At 60.4% G+C, this 15,426-nt stretch carries 16 protein-coding genes; 5 read left to right on the forward strand and 11 right to left on the reverse strand.

Features of this window, described 5'->3' with window-relative positions:
• The first annotated feature begins 33 nt into the window (after positions 1-33).
• Together PW789_RS02380 and PW789_RS02385 are read left to right on the forward strand one after the other, a co-directional pair.
• Entirely contained in the window at positions 34-603 is a 570-nt protein-coding gene (locus PW789_RS02380) for a sigma-70 family RNA polymerase sigma factor (protein ID WP_299370836.1), read from the forward strand.
• Positions 600-1,583 carry an anti-sigma factor gene (locus tag PW789_RS02385; RefSeq protein WP_299370838.1) on the forward strand — a complete coding sequence of 328 codons (984 nt, stop codon included), beginning with the start codon at positions 600-602 and terminating at the stop codon, positions 1,581-1,583. The genes PW789_RS02380 and PW789_RS02385 overlap by 4 nt, the downstream gene beginning before the upstream one ends.
• Positions 1,584-1,618: 35 nt before the next feature.
• Here the strand turns inward: PW789_RS02385 and PW789_RS02390 are convergent, their stop codons facing one another.
• Positions 1,619-2,902 carry a YncE family protein gene (locus PW789_RS02390; RefSeq protein WP_299370840.1) on the reverse strand — a complete coding sequence of 428 codons (1,284 nt, stop codon included), beginning with the start codon at positions 2,900-2,902 and terminating at the stop codon, positions 1,619-1,621.
• A 269-nt stretch (positions 2,903-3,171) separates the two neighbouring features.
• On the opposite strand from PW789_RS02390, the gene PW789_RS02395 reads away from it, so the two are divergent.
• Positions 3,172-3,903, forward strand: coding sequence for a DUF92 domain-containing protein (locus PW789_RS02395; RefSeq protein WP_299370842.1), 732 nt, complete (start codon positions 3,172-3,174; stop codon positions 3,901-3,903).
• Here the strand turns inward: PW789_RS02395 and PW789_RS02400 are convergent.
• Positions 3,900-4,577, reverse strand: a complete 678-nt coding sequence (locus tag PW789_RS02400) for a YdcF family protein (RefSeq protein ID WP_299370844.1) — start codon at positions 4,575-4,577, stop codon at positions 3,900-3,902. The two genes, PW789_RS02395 and PW789_RS02400, sit on opposite strands and share 4 nt — an antisense overlap.
• 63 nt (positions 4,578-4,640) lie before the next feature.
• The gene (locus PW789_RS02405) at positions 4,641-5,285 is read right to left on the reverse strand and encodes an L-threonylcarbamoyladenylate synthase (RefSeq protein WP_299371611.1); all 645 of its coding nucleotides are present in this window, start codon (positions 5,283-5,285) and stop codon (positions 4,641-4,643) included.
• A gap of 100 nt (positions 5,286-5,385) precedes the next feature.
• On the opposite strand from PW789_RS02405, the gene PW789_RS02410 reads away from it, so the two are divergent.
• Together PW789_RS02410 and PW789_RS02415 are read left to right on the forward strand one after the other, a co-directional pair.
• A complete protein-coding gene (locus PW789_RS02410) occupies positions 5,386-6,252 on the forward strand; it encodes an RNA methyltransferase (protein ID WP_299370847.1) in 867 nt (288 codons plus the stop codon).
• Complete coding sequence (locus PW789_RS02415; RefSeq protein ID WP_299370849.1) at positions 6,249-7,586, forward strand: replication-associated recombination protein A; 1,338 nt, start codon at positions 6,249-6,251, stop codon at positions 7,584-7,586. The genes PW789_RS02410 and PW789_RS02415 overlap by 4 nt, the downstream gene beginning before the upstream one ends.
• A gap of 33 nt (positions 7,587-7,619) precedes the next feature.
• Here PW789_RS02415 and PW789_RS02420 read toward each other — a convergent pair whose 3' ends face one another.
• From PW789_RS02420 to lnt, 8 genes are all read right to left on the reverse strand, one after another.
• Entirely contained in the window at positions 7,620-8,222 is a 603-nt protein-coding gene (locus PW789_RS02420; protein ID WP_299370851.1) for a redoxin domain-containing protein, read from the reverse strand.
• 65 nt (positions 8,223-8,287) lie between these two features.
• Positions 8,288-8,668 (reverse strand): SgcJ/EcaC family oxidoreductase, encoded by a 381-nt coding sequence (locus PW789_RS02425; RefSeq protein WP_299370853.1) that lies wholly within the window; start codon positions 8,666-8,668, stop codon positions 8,288-8,290.
• Entirely contained in the window at positions 8,665-10,755 is a 2,091-nt protein-coding gene (locus tag PW789_RS02430) for a thioredoxin family protein (protein ID WP_299370855.1), read from the reverse strand. Before PW789_RS02430 ends, PW789_RS02425 begins: the two co-directional genes overlap by 4 nt.
• Positions 10,756-10,788: 33 nt before the next feature.
• On the reverse strand, positions 10,789-11,217 hold the full coding sequence (locus PW789_RS02435) for a CoA-binding protein (protein WP_299370856.1): 429 nt from the start codon (positions 11,215-11,217) through the stop codon (positions 10,789-10,791).
• 47 nt (positions 11,218-11,264) lie between these two features.
• Positions 11,265-11,759, reverse strand: a complete 495-nt coding sequence (locus PW789_RS02440; RefSeq protein WP_299370858.1) for a DinB family protein — start codon at positions 11,757-11,759, stop codon at positions 11,265-11,267.
• A gap of 49 nt (positions 11,760-11,808) precedes the next feature.
• Positions 11,809-12,438 (reverse strand): class I SAM-dependent methyltransferase, encoded by a 630-nt coding sequence (locus PW789_RS02445; protein ID WP_299370860.1) that lies wholly within the window; start codon positions 12,436-12,438, stop codon positions 11,809-11,811.
• A gap of 180 nt (positions 12,439-12,618) precedes the next feature.
• A protein-coding gene (prfB, locus tag PW789_RS02450; protein ID WP_299371614.1) for a peptide chain release factor 2 occupies positions 12,619-13,750 on the reverse strand; the annotation gives its coding sequence in 2 pieces (ribosomal slippage) (positions 12,619-13,680 and positions 13,682-13,750; 1,131 coding nt in all).
• Between the two features lie 5 nt (positions 13,751-13,755).
• A complete protein-coding gene (lnt, locus tag PW789_RS02455; protein WP_299370862.1) occupies positions 13,756-15,396 on the reverse strand; it encodes an apolipoprotein N-acyltransferase in 1,641 nt (546 codons plus the stop codon).
• Positions 15,397-15,426 lie beyond the last annotated feature (30 nt).

Below are 15,426 nucleotides of genomic sequence, written 5' to 3' on the forward strand. Positions count from 1 at the left end.
CGAAAAATTCAGCAGAACCTCAGGAATTGATTGATGTACAGAGAGTTGGGACCAGCGAATCATGCATCCCGTTCCACATCGAACGATGACGCCGACCTCCTCGCGCTCATACGACGCGGTGACGAGCACGCCATGGCCTCTCTCTACGATCGCTACGCAAAGATTGTTTATTCCACCGCACTCCGCGTCCTCCGCGATCCCACCTCCGCCGAAGAGATTCTGGAAGCTGTCTTCCTCCAGATCTGGCGTACGCCGGAACAGTTCGTTGCCATTCGCGGAAGCCTTGGAGCGTGGCTGACCCTCCTCACACGTAACCGCTCCATCGATGCCATCCGGCGTAAGAAGCCGGTAGAAGCGATCAGCGACATTGCACTCGCCGGTCAATATGATCTCAGCGTCGAATCGGAGCGACAGCTGATGGCGAATCAGGCAGCCACGGCCCTGCTCCAGCTCGGCGCCGATCAGCGAAAGACACTCGACATGGCGTTCTTCGACGGCCTGACGCATGCAGAGATCAGCGAGATGACCAGCGACTCTCCCGCCATCGTAAGCGCCAGGATCACCGGCACACTCCATGCGCTGAGAAAGGCCTTTCTCGCATGAGTTCCCTCGCCCATTACGATCAAGCCGATCTCGCACTGTTCGCCTTGCAGCTGCTGCCTTCCGCCGAATCGGCGTCCATGACGATGCACGTCTCCGGCTGCAGCTACTGCCGTCAGGAGCTCGCCCAGCTGCAGGGCGATCTTGCCTCTTTCGCCTCCATCGTCGAACCCCATTCCCCTCCGTCCCAGGTGCGCGACCGCCTGCTGAATCAGGTGGCTCGCGAAAAGAAACTTGCCCCCATCGAGCAGCTGGAACCCACCCCGAAGGACGTGTCCGCCCCTCCCGAGCAGCCAGTACGATACGAGCGCTCCGAGCGGGCACCTCGTCCTGTCACCGCACCACCGCCGCCGGCGGTGGGAGGACGATTGCACTCCCGCTCAGCAAGCCTGGGGAGCGCACGTTATCTTGACGAGGACAAGCTCCCAAAGACGGACGAAGACGCGACCGTCACCAGGCTGCTCCCGCGCATCGCTTCCTGGCTGGGATGGATCGCAGCCGCTGGCATTGCGATCACAGCTGGCAATCTCTATCACCAGCGCGAGAGCCAGAAGTTACGAATCGCCGATCAGACCAACATCATCAATCGCCTCCGCGCCGACTCCGAGGGTGCTCGCCAGCTCCTCGAGACCATCACCGACCCCACTGCCCGTCAGGTCACCCTCACCCCCTCCATGGGTGCTCCCGTCTCATCCGGCCCGCAGGGACGAGTGATCTACGTCACCTCAAAGGGAGCCCTTATCTTCCTGGGCAGCAGCCTCGAGCCGGTCGAAACCTACAAGACCTACGAGCTTTGGCTGATCCCCGCCGATGGACGCGATCCTATCCCTGCCGGCACCTTCCATCCCGACCCGCGCGGAAACGCCAGCGTGATTCTGCCGCCGCTTCCCAAGGGCATTCAGGCCAAGGCCTTTGGAATCACCCTCGAAGACGACGGAGGCTCCCAGACACCTACCATGCCCATCGTGATGGCAGGTAACTGACTGAGAGCCTCTGTTCTAATCTTTGATCGAGTTGTTTACGGAAGCTGCGCGCGAACCTGAACGCCGTATCCCTGCAGCGGAATCGTCGTCTCCACAATATCCGTATCTGTACGAATAATCGTCATGTTCGTCGACTCCGGTGAGGTCACATAGATCTTTCCGGTTGGCGTGCCGTTGATCGCCGCGATGAAGTTCGGATGGATTGTGTTCGGCACCGGAATCGTCGCTGTGACGGTATTGGACGTCAGATTCACCACCGAGACCGTGCTGTCCGCCTTGTTCACCACATAGGCGCGCGAGCCGTCCTGCAACACTGCCACCATCTGCGGATTCACACCCACAGGCACCGTCGCCAGCACCTGGCCGAAGCCAGTCGCATCAATCGGGTTGGTCGCATCGCAATTCGCATTGCCCGGCAGTGCAGCCGTCGAGCAGAGCGGGATGTTGATGATGCTCGCCGACCCCTTGTTGACGCCGTCACCTGAGTTCAGCACCACCAACTCGTTCTTCGTCGTTGCAAGGTCAGCCCAGATCGGCGCTGTTCCAACAGGAATCGGATTGACGGCCGGAGACGGAACCGCATCCAGTGCATTCGCCTGGGCATTGATGACAGAAACGGTGCCATCTGCCTTGTTCATGATGAAGACTCTCTTTCCATCCGAGGTCATCACGCCATAAACAGGGGTATTGCCGAGAGGCACCGTACCGGAGATCGTGCTGCTCGTCGTATCGATCGACGAGGCCAAGCCATTTCCACCACTCGCATTCTGATTGATGACATACTGCCGCGCCGCGCCCGCGTATCCGGCGATATAGACAGGGGTATATCCCGTCGTAATCGGCAGTTCCTGCTTCAGCGCCGGAGGAGCTCCTGTCAACTGGGCGACTGCGCCTCGACCAGCCTCTGTCAGGTAGGTCGACGCCGTATCCGCGAAGATGCTGTTCGGTGCAGCGCCATTCAACAGCGTCGTCTCCACCATGTCTCTCGTCTGCAGGCTAGTCGAGACATCGAAACTCGTCATGGTTGCGTCGCCGTTCAACGTATAGCCTGTAGTGCCCGTTGCATTCAGCCAGAAAAAGTACGGAGCAACGCCAACATTTGCCGTAATCAGCACCGTATCACCGGAAAAATCGACGATCGTCACAATACCGGGAAGTCCGCCGCCAGGATCGGAGATGGCAAGCGCAAACCGCTGCGGCTGCGAGGCCGGTCCTACGGGATTGATGGCCGTCACTACTGGGCGATACGTGTTGCCGCAGCCTGCTGCCGCCACAAGCGCAGCCAGAACGCCGGCTGCAGCTGCAGCCTTGGCTTTCATACCCATTCTGGACCGCATGGAACGCCGTTCTGAACGGCCTTCGATAGTTCTCTCTGCTTCGATTCTTGCTAAACGCAAAACTGCTCCCGCCGTGCAACTGGTGTTGGCTATGCTATGTCAGATTGTAAATCACAGTGAGCACAAGATTAGACATCCACAGGAACTCCGGGGCGGGAAAGAAATGTATCCCGCCGAGCCGTGACCGGGCGCAGTCCGCGGCTCTGACCGCGCTCGTCTGCCTGCTGCTCGGCCTCTGTGCCCTGTGGCGTATGGCAATCACTCTCCGGAACGGCCACGATCTCTGGTTTTTTGCTATCCCCGCAGCCATCAGCGTTGTCTTCGGCGCTATCGTCTGGAGCCTTCGGGCCGCCACGCCGGGGGGTATCGCCGCGGGAACCCTTATTTGCTTTGTTCTCATTGAACCCAGGCCCGCTGCTGCAACTGGGGCGCCGCAAACCTCATATGCGGGACTCATCGCCTTGATCGTCCTGTTCCTGCTCTCTTTCGCCGCGACCAGGTTCGGTCGCTCCCGCAAAGAGGCTCGAGGCCTGGCCGAGGGACGCCGGGGACGGCAGGCCTCGCAGATCGTCGCCAACCTCGGTGCAGCAGCCCTCTTCGCCGCTGCGGGTAGCCCTGTCGGCTGCATCGCGGCCCTCGCCGAAGCCGCTGCCGATACCAACTCCTCTGAGATCGGCCAGGCGCTGGGAGGCCCCGTCCGCATGATCACCACCTGGCAAACCGTTCCGCCCGGCACCGATGGGGGCATCACTATCCGCGGCACAATGGCAGGCATCCTCGCCGCCATCGTTGTAGCAGCCCTCAGCACCATCGGTCATACCACCTGGCATCAGCGGATCATCATCTGCCTGGCCGCGTGGTTGGGGCTCTTCTTCGACAGTCTGCTCGGCGCGACCGTTGAGCGAAAAGGCTGGCTGGGAAATGATCTCGTCAACTTCCTGTCAACCGTCGCTGCCGCTCTCATTGCCGTCGCGTTGAGCTAAAAGTCGTCTTCCCCGGTAATCCATCGCCGAGGAAGCCCAACGTCCAGATGAAGCTTCCACGCCGTGTAGCTCGCAATCTCATGCAGATAGCGCTTGGCTGACTCAAACCATCCGAGGTGCCCCACCGTCGCCCGCGGTGAAGTATAGACATCCAGATTCACATCCCGGCACATCTCTCGAATCCGGAACAGATGCGTCCCGTCCGAAACCACCACAATATGGTGCAGGTTGTACTCGCGCGCGATCGCGGCAAGCCGATGAACCTGCTGTTCCGTATCGAAAGAGTTTGTCTCCGCGATGATATTGCCGAACGGGATGCCATGCGCCAGCAGATAATCCCGTCCCACGGCCCCTTCCGTATTGCCCCGGTCTTTATCCGCACCGCCACCCAGCGTAATAACGATCGGTGCAATCTGCATCCGGTAGAGATCCACCGCATGATCCAGGCGAAAGTGTAGCGTTGGCGAGGGACGTCCCGCATACTCCGCGGCGCCAAAGACGGCAATCGCATCCGCCTTCTGCGCCTCATCCTGGTCCGCAACCGCAGAGATCTGCTGTGCGACATACATACTCCAGCCAATCCCCACCAGGACCAGCGCCAGGATCAGGCTGCGAGCAATAACGAGCGCCGCAGACGGTTGGCTACCGCGCAGTTTTTTATCCGAAACGGTCATGTCAGTGTGCGTCTTGAGTGTACGGTATCGTCCACACGATGATGAGTCGATGTGACAAAACGGTCAGCGCTGCAACGTCAATGCGATCTCATGTGTCGGGATCGCCCCTTCACGCAGGATCATCCAGGAGTTGCCGCCGCCCGAAAGGTCGACAATTGTTGTAGCGACCGAACGAGCCGTCGGACCGCCATCGACGATCAGCGGAATCTTGTCGCCCAACTGGTCCCGCACGCCATTGGCATAAGTGCACTCCGGCATCCCCGACAGATTCGCCGACGTCGCCGTAATCGGCAGTCCAAATGCCTTCACCACGGCACGCGGAATCGCGGCCTCCGGCACACGCAGAGCCACGTTACCGGTATTGGCCGTAACCCGCAGCGGCAACTTCGATCCTGCCTTCACCACCAGCGTCAGCGGCCCCGGCCAGAATCGCTCCGCCAGCCGATCGAATGCGGTATCCAATCCGCGTGCAAGCTCATACGCCTGCGCAACTTCGCCGATCAGCAACGATAGCGGCTTATGCCGAGCGCGCGATTTGATCTCGTAGATACGGTCCACGGCATGCAGATTCACAGGATCGACGGCAAGTCCGTAAAACGTGTCCGTAGGCAGGGCAACTACGTGACCGCTCTGAAGTCGATCGGCAACCTGGGAGACAAGCCCTGGTTCTGGCTCATCGGGATGAATGCGGAGGGTTTCGGCAGTCAACGTTTCCAACACTCCTGTGCCGTGTCCGGCCATCTCGGAACATAGCACACTGCCGTGGAGCGCTCAAAACGCACAATGCGGACCATCGTAAAATCATCAGATGGCTGTATCCTCCGAGATCATCTCGAGCCGCTCCAATCAACGCGTCAAACAGCTGCGAGCAGCCTTCACCGCAAATCCCCGTCTCAGCGAGGGATTGATTGCCATCGAAGGCGAACACCTGCTCGAGGAGGCCCTGCGCAGCGGCATCGTTCCGCAAACGCTCTATCTCACGCCACAACGCCCTCTTCCCGCAGGCATTCCCTCCTGCGTCGACATCATCCGCCTGAGCGACGACGTCTTCCGCAGCGCCGTCGAGACCCAGTCCCCACAGGGCATCGCCGCGCTCATCCAGCCGCCCCTGCAGTCGATCGACGATCTCTTCCAGAACAACGCACCTCTCCTGCTCATCGCCGCAGGCCTTCAGGACCCCGGCAACCTGGGCACACTCGTCCGCTCCGCCGAAGCCTTCGGTGCCTCCGGCATCATCACCACCCCCGGCACGGTCAGCCCATGGAATCAGAAGGCGATACGTTCCAGCGTCGGCAGCGTCTTTCGTCTTCCCGTCATCGCCTGCGACGAAGATGAGATCGCCGCTCTCCCACGCCGCGGCATCCGCCTCTTCGCCGCCGTCGGAGCGCAGGATGCCGGCGTGCTCCCCGCACAGGACTCCGACATGCGCCCTGCTTCCGCGATCATGATCGGTAACGAAGGAAGCGGCCTCTCGGAGACATGGCTGCGCATGGCGACGGCCCGTATCACCATCCCCTGTCCTGGCCCCGTCGAAAGCCTCAACGCCGCCATCGCCGGTTCCCTGCTTCTCTACGAGGCATCAAGGCAACGCAGCCTCTCGATCCATACGACAGTGAAGAAGACCCAACGCATTCCCAACCCGCAGCAGCGGCGTCCCACAGGGGCAACACGATGAGCCTCTTCGACGCAACTCCCATCGCCTCATCAGTACCGGACAGGCAAGCGCCTCTCGCTGAGAAAATGCGCCCTCGCACGCTCGAGGAGTACATGGGCCAGGAGCATCTCCTCGGCCCCGGCAAGCCTCTTCGCATCGCCATCGAAAACGACGACGCCACCTCCATGATCTTCTGGGGACCTCCGGGAACCGGAAAGACCACGCTCGCCAAGATCATCGCGCACCGCACCCAGTCCAGCTTCATCGAGTTCTCCGCCGTGCTCAGCGGCATCAAGGAGATCAAGCAGGTGATGGCCGACGCCGAGAAGGCCTCTCACCTCGGCTCGCGCACCATCCTCTTCATCGACGAGATTCACCGCTTCAACAAAGCACAGCAGGACGCCTTCCTTCCTTACGTCGAACGCGGCACCATCCGTCTGATCGGCGCGACGACCGAGAACCCCTCCTTCGAAATCATCGCCGCGCTCCTCTCACGCTCCCGCGTCTACACGCTGCGCGCGCTCACCGAGGAGCAGATCGTCGCTCTCCTCGAGCGTGCTCTCGAAGACAAGGAACGCGGCCTCGGCACCCTCGGTTTATCCGCCAATCCCGAAGCCCTCGCGCTGATCGCCTCGTACTCCAGCGGCGACGCCCGTCACTCCCTCAACGCTCTCGATGCAGCCTCCCGTCTCACGCGTGGACGCAAAGAGACCGTGCTGACCAAGGAGATCGCGGCCGAGGCATTGCAGCAGCGCGTGTTGCTCTACGACAAGCAGGGCGAGCAGCACTACGACATCATCTCCGCGCTTCACAAGAGCGTTCGCAACTCTGACGCCGACGCTGCGCTCTACTGGCTGGGCCGCATGCTCGAGGCCGGCGAAGATCCCATGTACGTCGCCCGCCGCGTCGTGCGCATGGCCATCGAAGACATCGGCCTCGCCGCCCCCGAAGCCCTCAATCTTTGTCTCTCCGCAAAAGACGCCATGCACTTCCTCGGTCATCCCGAAGGCGAACTTGCCCTCGCACAGGCCGTCGTTTACCTTGCGCTCGCACCAAAGTCCAACGCTGTCTACAGCGCCTACAACACCGTACGCGGCGATATCCAGGCCACTGCCGCCGAGCCCGTTCCGCTGCATCTGCGCAACGCACCCACCAAACTGATGAAGGAGCTCGACTACGGGAAGGGCTATCAGTATGCGCACGACGTTGAAGGCCGCATCGCTGACATGGAGTGCCTGCCGCCCTCACTCAAGGGACGCCGCTACTACCAGCCGGCCGGAGAAGGACGCGAGAAACTTCTCGCGCAACGCATGGAAGAGATTGCGCGTATCAAAGCCGAAAAGCGCGGCCGCTAGGTCTTATCTTTCGCAGAGCCGGTTCTGTACGTCTCAATCTTTGTACTTCACAGAACAACCATACGGCCGCGTGCTCTGTGTCGCCACCGGCCTACCCGCCATCGCAGCATTCAAAGCATCGTTCAGATAGTTGTTGGCGCCCTTGATATCTGCCTGATCGGTCGTCGGCCTGTCATCGATCGCACCCTGGTAGATCAGCTGTCCCTTCGGGTCTATAACAAAGATGTGCGGCGTCGTCTTCGCTTGATAAAGATGACCGATCGCACCATCGCCATCCAGCAGCGCCGCCGTCGGAGAAGCCTTCATCTGCTTCAGGTACTGGTTCTCCTCCGCAGGAGTCATATTTCCCTGCTCGCCCGGCCCTGACGACAACACTGAGAGCCACACAACGCCCTTGGAGGTCCACTCCTTCTGCAGAGCCTCCATGTTGCCGCTCAGATAGTGTTTTTGATCGAATGGGCAGCCCTTGTTCGCCCACTCGAGAACAACATACTTACCGCGGTACTGCGATAACGTGTGAGCGACCCCGTTAGAGTCTGTTCCCTTGAAGTCCGGTGCCTGCGTCCCAGGCGTCAAGGCCAGCAACGGGATGGCTGCGAACAGGAATGCGATGGAAAGAGAGTGGCGAGGAATCATGGCACGGCACCTCCACGCTGCTATTGTGCGCTCAATCCTTCAGACGCCGCAATGCTCGCCGTGGCCTACGCCGGAGCCAGCAGATTAGCGTCGCGCCACAGCCGCCAGCGGCCATCCTCACCGCGACGAAAGACCGTCAACACGTTCCCTGCGTGCAGCATCTCACTCGCACCCGGCGGCTTGATTCTGATCTCGAGCTTGTTCCAGCAGACCGCCAGATCACCCTCAACCGTAACCTCCTGAACATCAGGAGTTCCGTCAATCTCTACCTTCCCGGCCATGCCGCGGAACGATGCTGCAAAGTCCTGCCGCGTCATCAACCCATTCCGGGTAAAGAACAACGCATCATCCGTCATCAGCGACAGGATGCTATCCAGATCGCCTGCCTTCGACGCAATCAGCCATGCGTCGATCACGTCCCGGACAGCCTTTTGATCGTCGGTCATTGCGTATCCTTCTTCAACGCAGTTAACACAACAGCCTTGGTAAGCAACTCCGGCAGCACATCCGCCGGCTTGCTTCCCATCGGATAGATCACATATGTCGGCACTCCGCTGCGTCCTACCGAAGCAAGCTGCTTGGTGATCTCGGCATCGTACTGCGTCCAGTCGGCGCGCAACAGCGTCACGTTCTTATCGCGAAACTCCTTCTGAACATCCGACGACTTCAACACCACGCGCTCATTCACCTGGCAGCTCAGGCACCATGCCGCCGTGAAGTCGATAAACACGGGATGCCCCGCCGCTCGCGCCTGGTCAAGCGCCTGCTGCGTGTAAGGCTGCCACACCAGCGTCGTGTCCTTCGGCTGATACAGCGGCACCGACAGCGCCACCGCACCGATGAGCAGTGCAGCAATTGAACTCGACCACCGCGCCGGCCATCTGCCCAAAACCCAGCCCGCCACCGTAAGCAGCAGGAAGCAGGTCAACAGCAGCGCCATGCGATAGACTCCACCGGTCGGGAAGAGGCTTCCGTAGACGTAGGCCAGCCAGATCACCGTCGCGAAGAAGATCACCGCCGTAACCTGCTTGAAGATCTCCATCCAAGCCCCGGGCTTCGGCAGCAGCTTCGTCCACGAAGGCTGGAAGCTCAGTAACAGGTAGGGTGCTGCAAGTCCTGCCGCAAGAGCCGTGAAGACCGCAAACGTAATCCACGCCGGCTGCGAGATCGCAAAACCGATCGCCGCGCCCATGAACGGAGCCGTGCAAGGCGTCGCCACCACGGTAGCCAGCACTCCGGTAAAGAAGCTGCCAGCATAACCCTGCTTCTGCGCCAGTTCGCCACCAACGCTCGTCAGCGACAGACCAATATCAAACAATCCCGCCAGCGAGAGAGCAAACAGGAAGATTCCCGACGCCAGAATCGTCAGGAACGTCGGAGACTGCAGCTGGAAGCCCCATCCCGCCTCGCTGCCGCCCGCACGCACAATCAACAACGCCGCCACAATCGCCCAGAACGAGACCAGGATGCCCAGCGCGTAGACCAGCCCATGCTGTCGAATGCGCCCGCGCTCCTCATTCGACGACTGCACCAGTGACAGCCCCTTCAGGAAAAGCACCGGAAAGACACACGGCATCAGGTTCAGAATGATGCCGCCGACAAACGCAAGCCCAATCGCAGCAACCGCCGTCAGTTGCTGCCCTCCGCCCTTGGCCGCGGGACTGCCCGATCGCGCCACTTCACCCGGAATGACCGGAGCCGTCACATCGAAGGCATGCTCGTCGTCCAGCTTCACAACGCCATGCAGCGTTGCAGGAAGCTTGGTCAGCTCCGGCGCCCGCGGAATCCTGATCCGGACACCGTTCGGCAGCGCGTCGACATCCTGATCCGCTGCATTCGCGATCTGCTCTTCGTCAAAGGGATAGAACTCGGCATCGTCCGTCGATTGGCCGGTGATCAGATCCAGTACAAATTCTTTCTGTCCGCCATGAACCGTGACCTTCGTCTCCGGCCCGGGTTTCTGCGGCAGAAGCCCCAGTGCCTCTCCCAGCGCGCCAACGCGCGCAGGAGCAGTCGGCGCCTGCGCATCGACCGTCAGGTTCAGCCCCAGGTTCGCCTTGCCCGGAATGCAGACCTCGCGGCAGACCAGCCAGCTCACCTTCGCATCCAGATGGACCGGGCCCGTCTTTAGATCCTTGGCCGCGCTGAGCTGTACCGGAAACGCAACTTCATCTTCATAGCCGAAGTCCATCAACGGTCCAAGCGGCAGCCGCGACGGAATGGGAAAGCGCATCGGCCCTGCCGTAACACCCTTCGGCAGTCCCCATGTAATCTTCGGTGGCTCGCCCGAATCGCCGGCGTTGATCCAGTAAACGTGCCACTTCTCTTCGAGCGTGATCACCAGTCCCACTTCGAGCGTGCCGCCCGGAGCAATCGATGGCGCGAGAGAGACCATCTCGACCGTCATGTGCTGCGCCTTCACCGGACCCGGGCCACCATCGCCCACCGGCTGAATCTGCGCCCGCGCAGGAGCACATGCAAAAAGGACACACACCAACCCCAAAAGCGCGGTAACGTGACGGCTAATCTTCATAAACATTAATTGTAGGGCTCGGACAGGCATCGCTCAAACCCGCATCGATCCGAGGATCATCCGGTGCTCCACCATGATGCAGCGATCCATCACCACGCCGATCCCGGCCGCCTCGGCTCGAGCCGCCGCCTCCTGGTGCACAATTCCCTGCTGCACCCAGATATTCTTCAGCCCCAACGCCACCATCTCCTCGACGATCGCCGGAATAAACTTCGGCAGACGAAACACGTTCACCACATCCGGCTTCACTGGCAGCTCCGACAGCGAAGCATAGGCCTTTTCGCCCAGCACGCTTTCGATCGAAGGATTCACCGGCAATATGCGGTATCCGTACTCCTGCATATAGGCCGGCACATAATGACTCGGCTTATCCGGGTTTTCCGAAAGCCCAATCACCGCAATCGTGCGTGGCTCCTCGGGAGGCCTTCCCAGCATGGCGCGCACCACCGAAGCTTCATTCATCGCACTCGTCCTTACTTGCACCGCGTCAGACTTGCACCTGCGCCAGATTACTTATGCCAGATTCCCAGCAAACGCCGCAACACGATCAGTTCGCCCGTGTGATACGAGGTGTGATCCGCAATCAACATCGCCTCGCGCAGCAGGTTCTGTCCTTCGCCCCAACGAAACGGCTTGTACAGATCGACTCCCGGCTTCGTAATCAAGGCTTCAAATGTCTTCCTGTCTTTTTCGATGGCATCGACCGAAGCGTCCCAGGCGTGCGCCGATGCTGGTACCGCCGTCTCCGGCCAATACCCCTTCGGCCACTCCATCGGCTGATATCCACCTGTCGGCGGCGAGCTGAAGTCCAGGATGTCCCGCTGCGTAATGCGAATATGTTCGACAATCTGCCAGGCCGAATAGGGCAGCCCCTCCGGCACCACTCCCCGCTTCTCCTTCGGAAAGTCCTTTACTGCATCCTCGAAGCTGGCATGAGCCTGTCCGCCCCGCAACAGCGCCAGCAGCTCCTTCTGCAACTCCGGCAAACCCTTTGCTTCCGACATCAACACCTCCATACCGCTCAGCCTTTGGATGCTCGACGCCCACCTCTGGTCACAACGGCTTTCGCGCTACAACAATCGTGAGCGGAGGAAAGGTCGAAAAGAAGCCTCCGCGCTCCTTCGAGACAGCAAGCCCCATGCCCTCAAAAGCTTTGGCATACTCGCCCGTTTTCTTATAGTCCGAGATCAGCGCGACACCTCCCGGCTTCAGCACCCGCACAAGGTTTCGCAGCGCCAGCTCTCTCGTCGGCCGATCATAGATGTTGTGCAGGCATAGGTTCGACACGATGACATCGAAGCTCTCATCGGCAAACGACATCTCCTGAGCCGCTACGCTTTCAAGGCTGCACAGCTGCCTGACGCCCTCAATCTCAAGATTGCGCAACGTCGCCGCCTCGGAGTTGGCGCCCATATCGACGCTCGACCAGATATCGATGCCAAAGGCATGACCGCTGCCCTTCAGATCCCGGATCTTCTTTGCCGCCCCAGCCAGCAGAAGACCGCGTCCACATCCCACGTCCAGAACCTGCTCCGCGCCCGTCCAGGAGTGAAGCGCCAGCATCCGGTCGCGATGCCTGAACTTACCCCACTTCACATACAGGAGATAGAGCAGCCCCTCGGCCAGCAAAAAGAACGAGGTCCATAGAAACATCGGCCGTGGAACAAAAAGCACCGGCCCCATATGAAGAGTCCTCGGTAATGACAAACCCAGGACGAGGCATAGACCGCCGAACAGGAAAAGATTGCGAAGCACCGCTGGCGCATCGATGCCATAGTCCGGTTTTGCCTGCAACGAAGACGAACCCGCCATAGTGGCTACGAGTATGCCTTACTGCAAGCTCGTAGCCAATGGCAGTTATCTCTACAACTCGTCGTCCGCCGCCTCGGCCGCTGGAATACCACCCTCACGGCGAGCCCGCAGGTAGCCACGGATAAACGGCTCCAGGTCGCCATCCAGCACGCGATCCACGTCGCCGATCTCCACCCGCGTGCGCAGGTCCTTCACCATCCGGTAAGGCTGCATCACGTAGCTGCGAATCTGCGAACCGAACTTGATGTCGAGCTTCGAGTCTTCCAGCTTCTTACTGACAGCCTTCTTCTTCTCCAGCTCATATTCGTAGAGGCGCGAACGCAGCAGCTTCATCGCCTTCTCTTTGTTTTTGTGCTGCGACCGCTCGTTCTGGCAGCCCGCCACCAGTCCGGTCGGAAGATGCGTAATACGCACCGCAGAGTCCGTCGTATTCACATGCTGACCGCCCTTACCACCCGAGCGGTACGTATCGATCCGGAGATCCTCCGGCTTGATGTCGATCACGATGGTATCGTCGATCTCCGGCGACACATACACCGAAGCGAAGCTCGTATGACGCCGCTTGGCCGAATCGAACGGCGAGATGCGCACCAGCCGGTGCACGCCGGTCTCACCCGACAGCAGGCCATAGGCAAACTCGCCCGAGATGGTGAACGTCGCCGACTTGATCCCGGCCTCATCCCCATCCTGAATTTCGTTGATCTCCACCTTGAAGCTCTGTCGCTCGCCCCAGCGCACGTACATGCGCATCAGCATCTCTGCCCAGTCCTGCGACTCCGTACCACCCGCGCCAGGATGCACGACGACAACCGCGTTCAGAGGATCGCTCTCCTCCGACAGCATCGTCTTCGACTCCAGCTTCTCGGCAAAATCCACCAGCGCCGGAATCTCCCGCGCCAGCTCGGCCTCCGTATCCTCGCCCTCGCGGGCAAGCTCGAAGTAGGCCTCGATATCATCGGTCCGTCGCGCCAGCTCCGTGTCATCCGCCAGCAGGTTCTCCACCCGCTTACGATCGCGCATCAGCGGCTGCGAACGCGCGGGATCGGCCCACACGGAAGGATCGGAGGTCTTCTCTTCGATAACGGCTAGTTCACGACGAAGGCGGGGCGCGTCAAAGATACTCCCGCAGATCGCGAATCTTTTCGCGCACCGGGGAGTACGTGTATTCCAGGTCACTCAGCATAGCCATTAGTTTACGGCAAAGCGCCTGCGCAGCCCCGTCCAGGCAGCGGCTGCCGTTACCAACGCGCAGAGATACGCAAACAGATCACCGTGCGCCGCATAGAACGTCACGTCGTGCTCATAGCCAAACCCCACCCGTATGCTCGTCCGGATATGCCGCTGCGCCGCCTCCACTACGCGGCCGTACGGGTTGATCGAAGCCGTCACCCCGGTATTCGTTGCGCGCAGAACCCAGCGGTGATTTTCAATGGCACGCATGCGCACCATATTCAGGTGCTGCCACGGCGCGCTCGTGTCTCCGTACCATCCATCGTTCGAGATATTCACCAGCACATCCGCACCAGACTTCACAAACTGGCGGATCTCATCTCCAAAGATCGATTCGTAGCAGATAAACGTGCCGTACTTGTGGCCGTTCACCGCAAACACCACCCGATGCCTCCCCGCATCAAAGGTCCCGGCCTCATGCAGAAGATTCTGCGCAAAGAAGAAGAGATCCTTGAACGGCACATACTCCCCGAATGGCACCAGGTGCATCTTGTCGTAACGGCCGGCGAACTCTCCCTGCGGGGTCACGAACGAGGCGGAGTTGTACAACTGAAATCCGCGCTTCGTCCCGGGATCACGGTCCATGCCGATATTTCCGACGATCACCGGAGCCTTCGCCTCCTGAGCCAGCCTGGCCAGCGCAGCCTGAAACCCAGAGTCCTTCTCCTCAAACGGTGCGGGCGACTCCGGCCAAACGATCAGATCCACATCGCGCGGCTCGCCTCTATCTAAAAACCGCACCGCCGGCGTATGCGGCATCTCCGGAATCCCCAGGTACATCCGCTCTCCTGGATACCGGCTCAGGTACGAGAACGACTCCAGCAGCTCCTGCTCCGAGTTCTCTGGCCCCGTCGCCGCCGCGCCCACCTCGAGATTCTCCTGCACCAGCGTTGCCGTTGCCGTCGCAGCCGAACGTCCCGGCGTCTGGATACGTCGCAACCCCAGCATGTAGAACACGACCAGTGCCACCCCCGCCACCGTCAGCGTCACCCTCGTATACCGGCGCTCGCGAATCCTGATCCGCACCAGCCACAACGCATTCACTGCGGCGATCACAAACGAAATGCCATAAGCTCCCGTAAACGGAGCCAGGCGAATCAGCAGAGGATTATCCACCTGCGTAATCCCCAGCAGGTCCCACGGCAGTCCGGTGATCCGAGCCCGAGCCAGCTCCACCGCCACCCAGACGAACGGACTCAGCAGCAGCGCACCCTGCACCCCGAACCTGCGGCGCGCCAGACCGATCAGCCAGCCGAACAGCGCATGATAAAGCCCTAAGTACAGGCAGAAGAGCACCAGGATCATCACCGCGATCGGCTTTGCCAGACCGCCGTAGAGATACATCGTCTGGTAGATCCAGTAACAGTTTCCCAGGTACCAGACAATGCCCGAGGCATATCCAAGCGCGGCGCACGCTCCCGCGGTAAGCTCTTTTCCGTTGCTATCGGTGCGCGTCAACGCCCACAACAGCGGCAGCGTCGCTACCCAGCAAAACCCTGTCCGCCAGACCGGAACCGGTCCCGCGATCGGAAATGGCAGGACCTGCAGTATCCCCGAAAGAACCGCCGCAGCCCATAATCGCGCTGGTAGAACTCGCATCGCAGATGAAGTCTAGCATCCGCATTTCAA

Source organism: Edaphobacter sp., from assembly GCF_028283685.1.
Classification (GTDB): domain Bacteria; phylum Acidobacteriota; class Terriglobia; order Terriglobales; family Acidobacteriaceae; genus Edaphobacter.

Coding starts and splice junctions, on each gene's coding strand:
- PW789_RS02420 (WP_299370851.1), bottom strand. CDS start 8,222: ATGATTCCTCGCCACTCTCTTTCCATCGCATTCCTGTTCGCAGCCATC.
- PW789_RS02390 (WP_299370840.1), bottom strand. CDS start 2,902: ATGAAAGCCAAGGCTGCAGCTGCAGCCGGCGTTCTGGCTGCGCTTGTG.
- lnt (WP_299370862.1), bottom strand. CDS start 15,396: ATGCGAGTTCTACCAGCGCGATTATGGGCTGCGGCGGTTCTTTCGGGG.
- PW789_RS02395 (WP_299370842.1), top strand. CDS start 3,172: ATGGCAATCACTCTCCGGAACGGCCACGATCTCTGGTTTTTTGCTATC.
- PW789_RS02430 (WP_299370855.1), bottom strand. CDS start 10,755: ATGAAGATTAGCCGTCACGTTACCGCGCTTTTGGGGTTGGTGTGTGTC.
- PW789_RS02385 (WP_299370838.1), top strand. CDS start 600: ATGAGTTCCCTCGCCCATTACGATCAAGCCGATCTCGCACTGTTCGCC.
- PW789_RS02445 (WP_299370860.1), bottom strand. CDS start 12,438: ATGGGGCCGGTGCTTTTTGTTCCACGGCCGATGTTTCTATGGACCTCG.
- PW789_RS02440 (WP_299370858.1), bottom strand. CDS start 11,759: ATGTCGGAAGCAAAGGGTTTGCCGGAGTTGCAGAAGGAGCTGCTGGCG.
- PW789_RS02400 (WP_299370844.1), bottom strand. CDS start 4,577: ATGACCGTTTCGGATAAAAAACTGCGCGGTAGCCAACCGTCTGCGGCG.
- PW789_RS02380 (WP_299370836.1), top strand. CDS start 34: ATGTACAGAGAGTTGGGACCAGCGAATCATGCATCCCGTTCCACATCG.
- PW789_RS02425 (WP_299370853.1), bottom strand. CDS start 8,668: ATGACCGACGATCAAAAGGCTGTCCGGGACGTGATCGACGCATGGCTG.
- PW789_RS02410 (WP_299370847.1), top strand. CDS start 5,386: ATGGCTGTATCCTCCGAGATCATCTCGAGCCGCTCCAATCAACGCGTC.
- PW789_RS02415 (WP_299370849.1), top strand. CDS start 6,249: ATGAGCCTCTTCGACGCAACTCCCATCGCCTCATCAGTACCGGACAGG.
- PW789_RS02435 (WP_299370856.1), bottom strand. CDS start 11,217: ATGAATGAAGCTTCGGTGGTGCGCGCCATGCTGGGAAGGCCTCCCGAG.